We start from the raw sequence: 14,824 nt of genomic DNA, 5'->3' as shown, positions 1-14,824 counted from the left end.
GAGGAAAAATGGGCAATTTCGCTAGATATATGCTGCTTGCTGCCAGTGTACTGACAGCGCTGATCATGGCCGGATGCACGGATAAAGGACCCGATGAGGCAGCTGGCGATCAAGTCAACAGGCTCACCGAAACGTTTAAACCCGATTCAACCCTTAAGGCGTCGTTCGCCAATCCAAGAGTCCAAGGCATGAAAGGCATCGCCGAGAACGATCAACTGCAGCTGCTAGCGGACGATCAGACGGGGGCGATCGCCGTCGTGCATAAAGCGAGCGGGGAAGTTTGGCACAGCAATCCTCCCGGGCGTGAGTCGGATCCGCTGGCTGCAGGCGTGAACAAGAGTTTGTTGTCCTCTCAGTTGAAGCTTGATTTTTATAATAGTTTCGGACAAATAAACTCCGTCAATTCGCACGCCGATAGCGTGGCTTATAAACAAATCGGCATGGAGGAAATCGCAAATGGCGTTCGCGTAAACTACCGGTTCGGCTCGGACAAGAAAACAATCGACGACATGCCCAAGAAGATCAGCAAGTCGCGCTTTGAGCAGAACCTGTTAAGCAAGCTGGACAGCACGGGCCAGCGAACGCTGAAAATCGCGTACACCGAGGATGCGGAACAGGGGATGTATGTCCGGTCCGACGGCGCGCTTAAAGGCCTTCAACTGGAGCGGGCGCTTAAAGCCTTTGAGGATGCCGGGTATACCGAAGAAGATTTGCTGGTCGACATTGAGGAAAACCATTTGGATCAGACCAAGCCTGAACCGCGGGTATTTCATGCTTCGGTTGAATACACGCTGGACGGCGACAGTCTGCTCGCCAAGATCCCGGTTTCCAGCATCGATTTCCCGGCTGAATATCCGGTGAACACCATATCGTTCCTGAGTTTCTTCGGTGCCGGGGGAACGGAAGAAAAAGGCTCGATCTTCATTCCGGACGGATCGGGGGCGCTGATCCATTTTAATAACGGCAAGACCCGGTATCCAGCCTACCAACAAAACGTTTACGGAACGGACCGAACCGTGAGCCGCATCGAAACGGCAGAAATCAGCCAGGAAATCAGGCTGCCGGTGTTCGGAATCATCCGTCAAGCCGGGGCATTTATCGGCATCATCGAGGAAGGGGCTCCGGCCGCGACAATCAATGCCGACGTTAGCGGCAGACTGAACAGCTATAACTACGTTTACCCGACGTTCACGGTGATCAACAAAGGCGACTTAAGCCTGGATGCGAACGGCCAGCAGCGCTCGCTTCCGAAATTTCAGGAAGCTCCGATGCGAAGCGATTTTACGGTCCGATATGCCTTCGTGGGCAAGCAGTCGGCTTCCTATCAAGGACTTGCTGCCTATTACAGGAAATATTTGGAGCAGCATGGCGGTCTTCCCGCAATTGCCGAGAGGAACGGGGAGAATATGCCGTTCTATCTGGAGCTCGTAGGTAGCATTTATAAGAAAAAGCATTTTGCAGGAATTCCCTATCGGGCGCTGGAGCCGCTCACGACCTTTGAACAAGCGCAAAGTATTCTGACAGACATGAGCCAGCGTGGAATCCATGACATCAAATTGAAATATAGCGGCTGGTTCAACAAGGGGCTGGCTCATGAGGTGCCTGGCAGCGTCTCCGTTGACCAGCAGGTAGGGGGAGAGAAGGGACTTCGGCGTCTGTTATCCTATGCAAACGAGAATGGGGTAACGCTATATCCGGATGTCGCCATCCTTACCGCATTGTCCGGTTCCGGGTTCAACGAAACGAAGGAGGCGGCCAGAACGCTCCGAGGCGTCCCCGCAGAGCTCTATTCATTCAATCCGGCATTGAATCGCCGGGATCGGACCGGTTCGCCGACCTATGTCATATCGCCGCGGTTTATAGGTAGTTACACGGAAGCTTTCTTAAAGGACTATGGCAAATACGGCGCAAATGCCGTTTCGCTGAGTGATCTGGCCGCCGAGCTCGATAGCGATTTTCGCAAGGACCGCCAAATTGACCGAACGGAGTCCGAGCAGCTGTCTCAGGATGCGCTGAACAAGATTGAAGATGCCAATCTTCAGGTCATGGCTGACGGAGGAAATGCTTATGCGCTGCCTTTCTTAACCGATATCACCCACGCGCCCATGGCAAGCAGCAGGTTTAAAATCGAGGACGCGGAAATCCCGTTCTATCAAATGGTCGTCCGCGGTTATATCGATTACACAGGCTCACCCTACAATCTGACTGCGTATACCGATCCCAAACCGTATATATTGAAGTGTTTGGAGTACGGTTCCAGCGTGTACTTCCAATGGATCTATGAACCGAATCACAACATAAAGGACACAGCGCATAACGACTTGTTCTCCGCCAATTACGAGATATGGATCGATGAAGCCGCCCGTATCTATGAGGAAGTGAATGCTTTTCTGAAAAAGGTTCGCCATGATCGGATCATCGGACATGACGAATTGGGTGACGGCGTATTCAAGACGATATATGAGAGCGGCGTTTATGTCATCGTGAATTATAATCATGTACCGGTGACGATTGACGATCTAACCATTGAAGCCGAAAGCTATGTGACAGGTGGTGAAGCGCCGTGAAATTCATAACCCAGCGATTGGATGGAAAGCAAAGGAGCTATGGGAAACAGAAGGCTTTATGGGGCATTGCTTATGTTATGCCTTGGCTTCTCGGCTTTATATTTTTCTTCCTGATCCCTTTGCTGACTTCCCTGATCTACAGTTTTAGCACTGTAACCGCGAATTCCGAAGGAATCGGCATTACCCTAATGGGGATGAAAAATTATGTGACCGCCTTTACGGTCAACACCAGCTTTAATCGAATGCTGACCGAAGCGATTGTTAATATGGTGGTAAACGTGCCCCTGATCGTTATTTTCAGCCTCTTTCTGGCTGTTGTCCTGAATCAGAAATTCCTTGGCCGTTCCTTTGCCAGATCGATATTCTTCCTGCCTGTCATTCTTGCTTCCGGGGTCATACTGACCCTGGAAAGCAGCAGCCTCGTCCAGGCGATCAATGATCAGAATGCCGGTTCCGGAGGGCTGATCAACGCTTTGGGAAGCTTTGAGCTCGAGCGATTAATGCTTCAAGCCGGCGTAAGCGAGACCATCGTAAACTATTTAACGGGAGCCGTGGATCGTATTTATGATATTGTAAGCCAATCCGGCGTACAGATTCTCATATTCCTGGCTGGCATCCAGACGATATCTCCCCAGCTGTATGAAGCGTCCAAGATGGAAGGGGCAACGGGTTACGAAGCCTTCTGGAAAATCACGTTTCCGATGGTTAGCCCGCTAATCCTGGTCAATATGATTTATACGATTATCGACTCGTTCTCCCGAAATGAGCTGACAGAGTTAATCCGTACCACGGGCTTCGTTCAGTTCGATTTCGGCCTTAGCTCAGCGATGGCCTGGATTTATTTCTTAGCCATTACTATCATCCTATTAATCAGCGCATATTTGGTATCCAGAAAAGTCTTTTACCATGAATAGAAGAAGGTGAATGCAATGCCGGTATCTCGGTGGCTATCGCTCGAACATTGGAAACGATGGCTCTGGTCTTTCATACGTTTAACATTGATCGCAGGCCTGTCCTTTGTTATTCTGTATCCGATTCTGCAAAAAATCTCGACGGCCGTCAAAGACAAGGCCGATCTTTATTCACCGGTCGTCGTATGGATTCCGGAAAATTTTACGATGAGCAATTTCCTTGATGCCATCCGCATTATGGATTACTGGGAAACGCTCTTCAACACGTTTGCGCTGTCGGCGACGACGACGGTCTTGACAGCCGCTTCTTGCGCGCTTGCGGGATACGGCTTTGCCCGTTTGAAGTTCAAAGGCAGCCAATTTATGTTCGCTTGCGTTATCCTGACGATACTGGTGCCCCCAACCACGATTCTCATTCCTATATACTTGAATCTGAAAGATTTTACGCTGATGGGCTTGATCCCGCTCATAACCGGGAAATCCGTCAATCTGTTAAACAGCTATTGGCCGTTCATTCTGACTTCGCTGACGGCCAATTCCCTCAAAGCCGGTTTGTACATTTTTATATTCCGACAATTTTTCCGCGGCATTCCGAAAGAAGTGGAAGAGGCCGCTTATATCGACGGCGCGGGCGTCGGAACCACCTTTACCCGCATCATGATGCCGAACGCGATTCCTGCCGTCATTACCACGACGTTGTTCTCCTTCGTCTGGCAATGGAACGACAGCTTCTACACGACGACGTATCTGACTTCAAGCAAGGTCATGTCCACCCAGCTTTCATCGCTGCCGTACAATCTGTCCATTATGCTGGGCGGGGATCCTTCGAAGGCAGACCCTTTTTATTTGAGTATGGTGCAGGATACCGGCATCTTGCTGGCCATCCTTCCGTTGATCGTCATTTATTTGTTCGTCCAGCGATACTTCGTGGAAAGTATCGAGCGTACCGGTATCGTAGGCTAACATTTCAAGATGAAAACCGCCACCCCGAATCTAGGGGATGGCGGTTTTTGCTTGCATGCAGCAACAAGTAAATAACGGGATGGAAAGTAAAAAAATGTTTATTGTGGGCCGGGGCCTTTAAAGTATAATAATACAATTAATCGATAGGAAAGGGTGTTATCTGTTGCTGATCATCGTAAAGAACTTATCCAAGGTCATGCTAAGCGCTTTACTGTTTGGTTCAACACTGGCGTCTTGTCACCAAAGCAGCGGTATCGACCACAATCGGGGGCCGGAAACACGCGGGGAGGGCGTATACAACGATAAGTCATTAAGCGCTTATCATCCGCCGATCGAAGTCACGCTTGTTAGAGAAATCGGCGACGGCTTGGAAGATATTCTGAAGGCATTGCCTGATGAAACGCTGGAGGACAATCGCTGGAGTCAGTTGTACGAACAAGTTCTTGGCATTCAAATCAAATACAAATGGGCTGTGAGAAGCGAACAATACCACAAAAAGCTGGATATTATGCTGGCTTCAGGGGACATTCCGGATATCGTCAAGGTCAATGCCCAGCAGCTCAGGCAATTAAGTCATGCCGGTCTGATCCAGGATCTGACGCAGGCTTATGAGGAATATGCTTCAGCGTTGACTCGGCAAGTTCATCGTCAGGAAGGGAGCGGCACCCTGGAATCCGGCATAATCGGTGACAAGCTGATGGGCATACCAGAGACCGATTCCTCTATCGAAAAGGCGATGTTTCTGTGGATTCGAACGGATTGGCTGGACCGATTGGAGCTGTTGCCTCCGCAAACGATGGATGATGTCCTGGCAATTTCGAAAGCGTTTACAGAACAGGATCCCGACGGAAATGGCCAACAGGACACCTATGGAATAGCGGCTACCCAATATTTGTGGGACCCCGTCATGGGTTTAACCGGATTCATGGCCGGTTATGGAGCTTACCCGAACATATGGCTTGAAGACGAGAGCGGCAAACTCGTATACGGAGGCATTCAGCCCGAAGTGAAACAGGCGCTCAAAGCGCTTCAGGATATGTATCGCAACCATGAAATCGAGAGTGAATTCATTTTTAAAAACGGAAGCAAAGCCAAACAGCTCATAGCCGATGGGAAGATCGGAATGGCCTATGGAGAGCAATGGGGAGCGTTCTTGTTTCAATCCAGCCGAAGCGGCGATCCGGATGCAGAGTGGCAGGCTTTTCCCATTGTTACTGACTCCGGCAAGGCGCCAATGGTTCCGCTTAAATTCACCACAAGTTCTTTTTACGCCGTAAGAAAGGATTTTGCTCACCCGGAAGCGATTCTGAAAATGTTCAATTTGCATCTTGAAAAAAATTGGGGCAAAACGGCCGAGTACGGGACTTACTACAACGATTCCTCGCCCGTGTGGGGTCTATCTCCCGTGACTCCTTTCCCTGCTGATAAAAACCTCAAAGCCTACCGGCAAATCGCCGAAGCGCGTCAACAAGGATTGACGTCACAGTTACAAGGTGAGTCCGGATTCATTCAAGACCGAATCGCTCGATATATGGATAAGAAAGAAGACAGCGAATCCGGCTGGGGATGGGAAAAAATCTACGGGTCATCCGGTGCGATGAGTATCCTGGACCAATACGAGAAAAACGATCAGTTGTTATTCGATGCATTTGCCGGCGCTCCGACCGAAACCTTGATCGAAAGAAGAAACATTCTGGACAATCTTCAGCATGATTACTTCGTTAATATCATCCTCGGCGAACCCGTCGACCAATTCGACCGGTTTGTCGAGGAATGGTATCGGCTTGGCGGCGCGGACATTACGGCAGAAGTGAATCAATGGCATGAGGACAAGAAAAGGCCGTCCATAGAACCATGAGCCCCGCAAGCATGATTGGCTTCAAAGGCTATCAGGCGGCTAATCATCAAGCATATTCACACGCATCGGAGGAGTTTAATTGCTTAAGTTACCCGTGAATTCCATTCGAAATACCATCTTTATTCGATTGGTTGCTACCTATCTATTCGTTATTCTTCCGCTTATCATTCTCGGTGTTTATCTGTATAACTGGAGTTACCAATACGCTAGCCAGGAAATATCCAAAAATTCGCAAGCGCAGCTTTCGGCTTACCTGGACGGGTTGAACCGGGAAATCGAATGGTTGGAAATTCAGCAATACGATATTTTGCAGGACGGGGAACTCAACAAAATGGCGCTGACATGGGAGATGATGAGCACGGTCGATAGAAAAGCAAGCCTCCATTATTTGCTGCCTCGACTGGTCTCCATCAAAAACAGCAGTGTCTACATAAAAGACGTATTCGTTCATATTCGCGGCATGGATAAAACGATTTCAGCCATGACCGGGATGAACCCATTCGACTCGATACGGTATAACAATGTCCAAGTAGGAAAGGCGCACGGCAATGCGAGACTCTTGCAGATCGACGATACGCTCCATCTTGTAGCGGCTAAATACGGAGCTAGAAAAGGGGAAGAGCCGTTCCTGATCGTTCAGATCGAACTGGATCCGAGCAAACTCAGGGAATCCCTGATGCAAATCAGCGTATATCCGGAAAGCGGGGCTTTTATCGTCTCCGAGCCGTCCGGATTTGCTCTGGCCAGCCATGAGGAGGCGGATCGTTTAATGGGAGGGGCCATGCAGGCCATCCCAAATGCGAATCGCCAACTGATAACGATCGGTACAGGCAGGTATCTGATCGATAAGGCGTATTCCGATAAGCTGAAATTATCCGTGTTCACCTACTTGCCTACCGAGGTGGTGAAGCGGCCGCTAAGTAAATTTTATGTCTGGGCCTGGCTGTTTGCAGGCACGACGCTCTTAGCCATCGCCATCTATGCCGTATCGACATACAAGCTGGTTCATAAACCGCTGCTCCTGCTTGTCCAAAGTTTCAGGAAAATGGAAGATGGCATGTTTAATATCCGGATCAGGCACGGACAAAGGGATGAGTTCGGCTATTTATACGATCGATTCAATCATATGCTTATCAAGCTGCAGCATTTGATTGATCAGGATTTCAGGCATAAGCTCATGATGCAAAGGGCGGAGCTGAAACAGCTCCAATCCCAGATCAATCCCCACTTTTTATATAATAGCTTCTTCATCTTGAGTTCCCTGGCCAAAACGGGGGATGTCGCGCAAATCGAGTTGTTCACGAACATGCTTGGAGAGTATTTTCGATTCATTACCCGCAATGATGCGGACAACGTTCCATTGCTGGAAGAGACGAGGCATTCCCGCATTTATACCGAGATTCAAAAGCTCAGATTCTCAAGGCGGATCCGCGTTCAATTCGGGGAGCTGCCGAAGGAAATGGAGACCATCAAGGTGCCGCGATTGATCATTCAGCCTATTATCGAAAACGCCTATGAGCACAGTCTCGAAAAAATGCAGGATGAAGGTTTGCTGCATGTAGCGTTTCATTTGGATAAAGACGAAGCCTCCATCGTGATTGAAGAAAATGGGAACGGGCTGACGGATAACGAAATCGAAGAGCTAAACAGGCGGCTTGAACGGACGTCCGAATCCGCTGAATCCCCTGAAGTGACGGGCCTTATCAACATCCATCGGCGAATTGCCTTAACGTACGGGGAAAGCAGCGGATTAGTTCTTTCAAGAAGTCCATTGAATGGATTGCGGGTCCAGATTCGAATCAGGCTGACGGAGGGGAATGGACATGTATAGATTGCTGGTCGTCGACGATGAAGAGATTATTACGAACAGTTTGTTCGAAGTATTTCATCAATGGATGCCCGAAAAGCTTGATGTTTGCCGGGCCTACTCCGGCAAGGAAGCGCTGAATTGGATGTCGCGCACGAGAATCGACATCGTTCTGACGGACATACGCATGCCGGGCATGAGCGGATTGGAATTGACGGAGAGCATCCGCGCTCTTTGGCCAAGGTGCAGAATTATCTTTCTGACCGGGTACAGTAATTTCGATTACGCTTATCAAGCGATCCAGATGCCCAATATTCGCTATTTGTTGAAGACGGAAGGTTTCGATAAGGTCATGGAGGTCGTGAAGGAAGTTATCCATGAAATCGAGAGCGGCAACCGCATGAAAGAATGCCTCAAGCAATCTCGCATGCAGATCGAAGCGCTGGAGTGGATGGAGCAGGGGGAGTACTTCCGGCAATTCGTAGCGGACAGCAGCTTGCTTGGAGCGGATAACGAAGCGATGATTGACGATTTCCAAACCTTGAACATTGGGCTGGATCCGAAACTTCCTGTACTGTTAGCTCTTGGCCGCGTAGCGTATTCAGCAGGCAAAGCATATGCAGAAAAGAAAAATGGCCATCGATCGGTAAGATGGATATGGAATTCTTTTATGGAGGAGCATGTCCGCAGCATCGGCGTCGTGGACAAACACGGGGATTTATTATGGTTGCTCCAGCCTCGGTCCGAGAACCCGACCGGGGATCGTCTGGTTCTTTATTTGGAGGGTACGCTTGAACTCATCCAGGAAGCCTGCCTTGATTCTCTTGAACTTACCGTATCATTCACCATAAGCGGCTTCCCGTGCCGGTGGGAGGATGTGACACCACAGTATGAAAGGCTGCGAAGGCTGCAGCAGCTAAAGATGGGCGACGGATTTCCGATGATTCTGAAGGATCAAACCGACTCTGACAAATCGCCGTACTGCAAGGAAGGAGTGGAGGCGAGTCATAAGGCGGACATCTTGGAAGCACATTTGGAGGCCGGAAGGGAAAATGAATTTATGGAAGAATTGGAGCAGATGTCGGAAATCGTGCTGACCGTGGACGATCTTCATCAGCACGCTGCCCAAGCTTATTATTCTATCGCGCTGGTGCTGTATGCGAAGCTGACCCGGCTAGGTCTTCAGGATCCTACCGGTGAACGGGGAAAGCTGCTGGACTTGGAAGGCCATGATTCCATGAAGGAAGCTTTTCGGTATTTGAGGCGAACGGCCGAAGACATCTTCGCTTTCAAACGAATGGATGAACGAGGCAAAACGGCGCATGTCATTGATCGGGTATGTCAATATATCGAGGAGCATTTGGATCAGGACGTGACCCTTGTGCATCTTGCAGAACGCTATTATTTCAATCCGTCCTATCTATCGCGCTTGTTTAAGCAAGAACGGGGAATCAACATCTCCGAATATATCGAAAAATGCCGAATCCGAAGAGCCAAGGAGCTGCTTAAGGAAGGGGATTTGAAGGTAAGGGACGTGGCTCCTCTTGTCGGATACGATGCAGCCCATTCCTTCACCCGCTTCTTCAAAAAGGCGACGGGGTTAACGCCTCAGGAGTACCGGGACAATCTCGTGAATTAGGCCGGCCACCTACCATTAGTCCGGTGTTTTCAGATGGAATGTCGGGTTGTTGCCTTGCTTAGCAAGAGGTACACTTTTTACGACCACTTCCGAAATGTCGACCCGTAATGGGAATGACAGGTCGCCAAGTAACGATGGAGGAGGGCGTGTTCAGGGATGAAGCCCGTAAAGCCGTTACTGGTCATATCTACCGTATTCGCGTTCGTTTGCATAATGTTTGTCTTTGCAAACTTTGCGAATCGTGGCCAAGACGATCCAAAACTGTTAAACCAGGAGTTGAGTGACAAGATGAGTGATGAAATCAAAGCAGGCAAGGCGGGAACTGAAATGATGGACCAGGGCAGCAGCGGCATGGATACGATTCGGGATGCGGACAGCACCCGCAGCGAGCCGTACGCGGTCGCGATCGGCAAGATTCCTCCGAATGGGAATCCGGTCGTCTCGCATAAATTCGGCGCGGATCCCTATGCGCTGGCAGTAGACGGACGTGTATATTTATATAACACGTATGACGCACTAGAGTATGACGGTGACGGGAACGTCAAGGACAACAGCTACAGCACGATCAACAAGCTGTCCGTCATCTCTTCTTCGGATTTGGTCAATTGGACCGATCACGGCGCAATCCAGGTTGCAGGACCGACCGGCGCTGCCGCATGGGCAACGCAATCATGGGCACCAGCGGCCGCGCACAAGGTGATTCACGGGGAAGATCGATTCTTCCTCTATTTTGCCAACAATGCCAGCAGCATCGGTGTACTGACGAGCGACAGCCCCGTTGGCCCGTGGATAGATCCTATAGGAAAGCCGCTGATCACAAGAAACACGCCTGGCGTGGAAGGAGTCACGTGGTTGTTTGATCCCGCCGTGCTCGTTGACGATGACGGGAAAGCCTATATCTACTTTGGCGGCGGCGTTCCGGAAGGCAAAGCCGAAATGCCGGATACGGCTCGCGTCATGCAGCTTGGCGAAGATATGGTCAGCGTGCTTGGAGAAGCCGTCACGATTCCAGCTCCTTATATGTTCGAGGATTCAGGAATCAACAAGTTTGGTGGAAAGTATTACTATACGTACTGTTCCAATTTCTCCGGAGGAACGCGGCCGGAGAACAGTCCTCCTCCAGGCGAGATCGCTTATATGGTCAGCGAGCATCCGATGGGACCCTGGATTTATAAAGGGACTATTTTGAAAAATCCAGGGCATTTCTTCGGGGTCGGAGGGAATAATCATCACGTCATTTTTCAACTCCGACAAAACTGGTATATTGCCTATCACGCCCAAACGCTGTCGAAGTCCATGGGGGTTCCCAAAGGCTATCGCTCAACCCATCTGAACCGGGTTTATTTCGAGCCGGACGGTACCATCAGGGAGATTGTAGCTGACATGGAAGGCGTGAAAGGGATCCAGCCGCTCAATCCTTTCCAACGAACGGAGGCGGTAACGATGGCATGGAATGCCGGAATTCAAGTCAATACGTCTATGGCTGCTGAGGACTCGCAGGGAAGCCCGATATTGAGGGTCACGGACATCCATGACCGGGATTGGATCGCAGTGGCCAATGCTGATTTCGGGAAAGGAGCATCTGCGTTTACGGCTTGGGTCTCGGGTATAGATGCGGGAGGGCGGCTGGAGCTTCGGCTGGATCGTCCGGATGGAGAACGGATCGGCAAGGTGGACGTACCGCCTTCATCCGGTACGGAACAGCGAAGGGAATTCTCCATAGAGGTTTCGGGCGCGTCCGGCATCCATCATCTTTACTTCATATTTACCGGGCAGCGGGATCAGAGGCTATTTGATTTCGAAGCATGGCAATTTCATCATTGATTGCTGATATTGCCTGTTCGTTAATAACATGATTGCCATCTAAAAAGGCGCTCCCGAAAAAAGCAGCGCCTTTTTTAGGTTTCGAGGTTATAATGTACGTACAAGTTAATGCTGGCCAGAGGCGATCTGAACTGTCTGCGATCCATGCATTTTTCTAAACATGTTAGCGCTTACGCCGGCATAGGACTTGAATTTTTTATAGAACCAGTCCATATCGTTATAACCCACCATGTCAGCGATTTCGTATATCTTCATGTTGGTGTGCACCAGCAAGAATTTCGCTTTCTCCATTCTCTGCTGCAATAGATATTCGTTAAACGTCATCTTCTCGTGGAACTTGAATTTTTGGACTAAATAGGAGTAGTTGAAATGCATCCGCTCGGCAATTTCTTTCAAGGTGACGTTTTGATACTTCGAATCTTCCAAGTATTCCTTGACCTCTTGAATGACCTGATCCTCCTTTTCCGCATGGACATGGGACCCTCTAAGACACGGATTCCCGTCACCGGAATCGGTTGTCGGCGTGATCATCTGCAAGCTGGAGCTGAGCTCTTCGATCGTGAACGGTGCCGGCAAATAATCGTTGACTTGCAGCTGCAAGGCTTTCCGGGTCCAATAAAAGTCCGTGCTGCCTCCGGCAACAATGATAGGGACTCGGCTTACGTGCCGGATTTGTTCGCATAACTCCATGCCTGCGGAATCTGAACCGAACGCATGGATAATCACTACCGTGTAAGGCTCCAAGGCAACGAATTGCATAGCGGACGAGGAGGACCTGACGCAGCGGCACCGCGAGCATCTCAAACCATTCCAATCCGGCGGGCTTCCCGGTGTTTCTACATCATGAGTTTCCAGATCAACAAGCAGAATATCATGCACAATGCTTCCCCCTAACTTCTTTGTAATAACGCTTACATACGGTTTGATAACATTATGGGGAACGGAAGGCTGGATCACAATGTGCCGATCTTTATATTTCTAACCGATATTTACTTCTTACCGAATATAACCGGTATGTGAACGCGTAAGAAATTTTGACAACCTGAGATTGGACGGGTGAAGGACCCCAATTTGGCAGGTTGTTGCAAAAAAATGTAAGCGCTAATATGGAGTTATGACCATTCGGGCGGGGTTCCGGGCTCCGTACCGGATTTCTGTTTTTTGCTCGAAGCTGAAAGGAGGCTGTGTTTTGCTTCGTATGTCTAAACTCGGCAGATGGGCGGTAACGTCAGTGGCAACTGCGGTGGCAGCGTCCGTTGTTCTCCTCTTAATCGTGTCTTATATGGACAGCCGCAACAAGCAGGCCGCGGAAAGTCAGGCACCAGGAACACTGGAGGAAGGAGCCGCGGAGCTAAGGGGGAACTCCGAAGCGTCGAACGGGAATTCGAGTGCCGAATCCCCAGCCAGTGCAAACAAACCCGCGTCTACTGAACCTCAAGCACAACCGTCTGTACGGCAAGATATTCCATCGCTTCATGAACTATTCGAGGAGGTTTTTCCGATCGGCGCCGCGATCGAACCGAATCAGACCAACGGCCCATCGTCGGAGCTGCTGAAGAAGCATGTCCGCTGGCTGGTGGCGGAGAACGCAATGAAGCCGGATGACCTGAAGCGAAGCTCTATATTAACGATTACGGAACGGATAACCCTGTGAAAAGGGACCGTTTGTTTCAGCTGGTGAAAGATTTGCTGGAGCAAGGTGTTCCGATCGACGGTGTCGGACATCAGACGCATATTGACATCTATGGTCCATCGGTGGATTCCATCATCACGTCGATGCGAAAATTCGCGGAGCTTGGCTTCGACAATCTCGTCACCGAGCTCGACATGAGCATTTATGCCTGGAACGACCGCAGCGATTACGGCCAAGATCTCCCGCAAGAAATCCTAAACCTGCAAGCCGAACGATATGGCGAGTTGTTTAAGTCATTCCGCCAAAACAAGGACATTCTTAGCGGCGTCGTGTTTTGGGGCATCGCCGACGATCATACCTGGCTTCACGGTTTTCCGGTCGCACGTACCAATGCGCCTTTGCTGTTCGATCAACGACATCAGCCCAAACCGGCATTTTGGGCCGTTATTGAGGCGGCGAAGACCGAGTTATAAACAGACGTTACCGCAGAATCGAGCGAGCATTATGGATAAACAATTGTATAGCTCAATGCCGCTTACCGAAAAAAACGTGATAAGGAGAAAGCCGAATGATGAGAATGAATGTGGAGAAGCTGCCCAAGCTTCATGAAGCCTTTGGAAATAGCTTCAACATCGGAGCTGCCGTGAATCCGATCACGATGGTGACTCAAAAGGAATTGTTGACGCACCATTACAACAGCGTTACGGCGGAAAATGAAATGAAATTCGAGCGATTGCACCCATCGGAAGAGGTATATACATTCGAGCAAGCCGACCAGATTGTATCGTTTGCCAAATCGAACGGAATGGCGGTGCGAGGACATACACTCGTATGGCATAATCAGACGCCGGAATGGGTGTTTCAAAACAGCTCCGGCGGAAAAGCCGGCCGCGAGCTGCTGCTTGCGCGGATGAAAGCGCACATCGATGAGGTGGTTGGCCGTTATTGCGGAGATGTCCATGCTTGGGATGTCGTGAACGAAGCCATTGCCGACAGCGGAAGCGAACTTCTTCGTTCTTCCCCGTGGCTTGCGTCAATCGGGGAGGATTTTATCGCCAAGGCATTCGAATACGCGCATGAAGCGGATCCGCAAGCGCTGCTGTTTTATAACGATTACAACGAATCCGTACCGGAGAAGAGGGAGAAGATTTACGCGCTCCTTAAATTGTTAAAGGAGCAGGATGTGCCGATTCACGGCGTCGGGCTTCAAGCTCATTGGAATCTGGAGTTCCCTTCGCTTGACGATATCCGCAGGGCCATCGAAAGATATGCAAGCCTTGACCTGATGCTCCATATAACGGAGCTTGACGTATCCGTTTTCGCGCATGAGGATAAGCGGACCGATCTGGCGGCGCCGACGGAAGAAATGCTTGAGCGCCAGGCGGAGCGTTACGGACAATTGTTCCGGCTGCTTAAAGAGTACAGCGGCAGCATAACTTCCGTAACCTTCTGGGGCGCGGCGGACGATTATACCTGGCTGGATCATTTTCCGGTAAGGGGCCGCAAAAATTGGCCGTTTGTCTTCGATGAGAATCATCATCCGAAGGAATCTTATTGGAACCTGTTGAAGGAAGCCAAGGCGGATCAGACATTTCAGGATGTTTGATCGCGCACCGTTCCAG

Annotated in this window: 11 protein-coding genes; 10 read left to right on the top strand and 1 reads right to left on the bottom strand. The window is 50.1% G+C overall.

Translation table 11 applies throughout. From position 1 onward, the window contains the following. The first annotated feature begins 8 nt into the window (after positions 1–8). The 7 genes from MHH82_RS16810 (at position 9) to MHH82_RS16780 (ending at position 11,569) form a co-directional block, all read left to right on the top strand. Positions 9–2,567 carry a DUF5696 domain-containing protein gene (locus MHH82_RS16810; RefSeq protein ID WP_251496238.1) on the top strand — a complete coding sequence of 853 codons (2,559 nt, stop codon included), beginning with the start codon at positions 9–11 and terminating at the stop codon, positions 2,565–2,567. Further along, positions 2,564–3,481: a carbohydrate ABC transporter permease gene (locus MHH82_RS16805; RefSeq protein WP_251496235.1), complete on the top strand. Its 918-nt coding sequence runs from the start codon at positions 2,564–2,566 to the stop codon at positions 3,479–3,481. Before MHH82_RS16810 ends, MHH82_RS16805 begins: the two co-directional genes overlap by 4 nt. A 15-nt stretch (positions 3,482–3,496) precedes the next feature. Further along, positions 3,497–4,441, top strand: a complete 945-nt coding sequence (locus MHH82_RS16800; RefSeq protein WP_028404889.1) for a carbohydrate ABC transporter permease — start codon at positions 3,497–3,499, stop codon at positions 4,439–4,441. A gap of 163 nt (positions 4,442–4,604) precedes the next feature. Next, positions 4,605–6,299 (top strand): extracellular solute-binding protein, encoded by a 1,695-nt coding sequence (locus tag MHH82_RS16795; RefSeq protein WP_340966908.1) that lies wholly within the window; start codon positions 4,605–4,607, stop codon positions 6,297–6,299. Between the two features lie 79 nt (positions 6,300–6,378). After that, positions 6,379–8,130 carry a sensor histidine kinase gene (locus MHH82_RS16790; protein WP_340966905.1) on the top strand — a complete coding sequence of 584 codons (1,752 nt, stop codon included), beginning with the start codon at positions 6,379–6,381 and terminating at the stop codon, positions 8,128–8,130. After that, positions 8,123–9,745 (top strand): response regulator, encoded by a 1,623-nt coding sequence (locus MHH82_RS16785; RefSeq protein ID WP_036660577.1) that lies wholly within the window; start codon positions 8,123–8,125, stop codon positions 9,743–9,745. The genes MHH82_RS16790 and MHH82_RS16785 overlap by 8 nt, the downstream gene beginning before the upstream one ends. Before the next feature lie 288 nt (positions 9,746–10,033). Beyond that, positions 10,034–11,569, top strand: a complete 1,536-nt coding sequence (locus MHH82_RS16780) for a glycoside hydrolase family 43 protein (protein WP_445661971.1) — start codon at positions 10,034–10,036, stop codon at positions 11,567–11,569. Positions 11,570–11,674: 105 nt separating this feature from the next. Here MHH82_RS16780 and MHH82_RS16775 read toward each other — a convergent pair whose 3' ends face one another. After that, positions 11,675–12,448: a helix-turn-helix domain-containing protein gene (locus MHH82_RS16775; RefSeq protein ID WP_340966903.1), complete on the bottom strand. Its 774-nt coding sequence runs from the start codon at positions 12,446–12,448 to the stop codon at positions 11,675–11,677. Between the two features lie 310 nt (positions 12,449–12,758). Between MHH82_RS16775 and MHH82_RS16770 the strand changes: the two genes are divergently transcribed. The 3 genes from MHH82_RS16770 (at position 12,759) to MHH82_RS16760 (ending at position 14,808) form a co-directional block, all read left to right on the top strand. Next, positions 12,759–13,223, top strand: a complete 465-nt coding sequence (locus MHH82_RS16770) for a hypothetical protein (protein WP_340966901.1) — start codon at positions 12,759–12,761, stop codon at positions 13,221–13,223. Beyond that, complete coding sequence (locus MHH82_RS16765) at positions 13,220–13,675, top strand: endo-1,4-beta-xylanase (protein ID WP_340966899.1); 456 nt, start codon at positions 13,220–13,222, stop codon at positions 13,673–13,675. The genes MHH82_RS16770 and MHH82_RS16765 overlap by 4 nt, the downstream gene beginning before the upstream one ends. A 98-nt stretch (positions 13,676–13,773) precedes the next feature. Beyond that, positions 13,774–14,808 carry an endo-1,4-beta-xylanase gene (locus tag MHH82_RS16760; protein ID WP_435367961.1) on the top strand — a complete coding sequence of 345 codons (1,035 nt, stop codon included), beginning with the start codon at positions 13,774–13,776 and terminating at the stop codon, positions 14,806–14,808. Positions 14,809–14,824: the final 16 nt, after the last annotated feature.

The organism is Bacillus sp. FSL K6-6540 (assembly GCF_038007545.1).
This window is presented reverse-complemented; position numbering and strand designations above follow the sequence as displayed.

What these genes read in the sequence shown, in the direction of transcription:
- MHH82_RS16810 (WP_251496238.1), top strand. Translation starts at nt 9, where the DNA reads ATGGGCAATTTCGCTAGATATATGCTGCTTGCTGCCAGTGTACTGACA.
- MHH82_RS16800 (WP_028404889.1), top strand. Translation starts at nt 3,497, where the DNA reads ATGCCGGTATCTCGGTGGCTATCGCTCGAACATTGGAAACGATGGCTC.
- MHH82_RS16785 (WP_036660577.1), top strand. Translation starts at nt 8,123, where the DNA reads ATGTATAGATTGCTGGTCGTCGACGATGAAGAGATTATTACGAACAGT.
- MHH82_RS16780 (WP_445661971.1), top strand. Translation starts at nt 10,034, where the DNA reads ATGAGTGATGAAATCAAAGCAGGCAAGGCGGGAACTGAAATGATGGAC.
- MHH82_RS16760 (WP_435367961.1), top strand. Translation starts at nt 13,774, where the DNA reads ATGAGAATGAATGTGGAGAAGCTGCCCAAGCTTCATGAAGCCTTTGGA.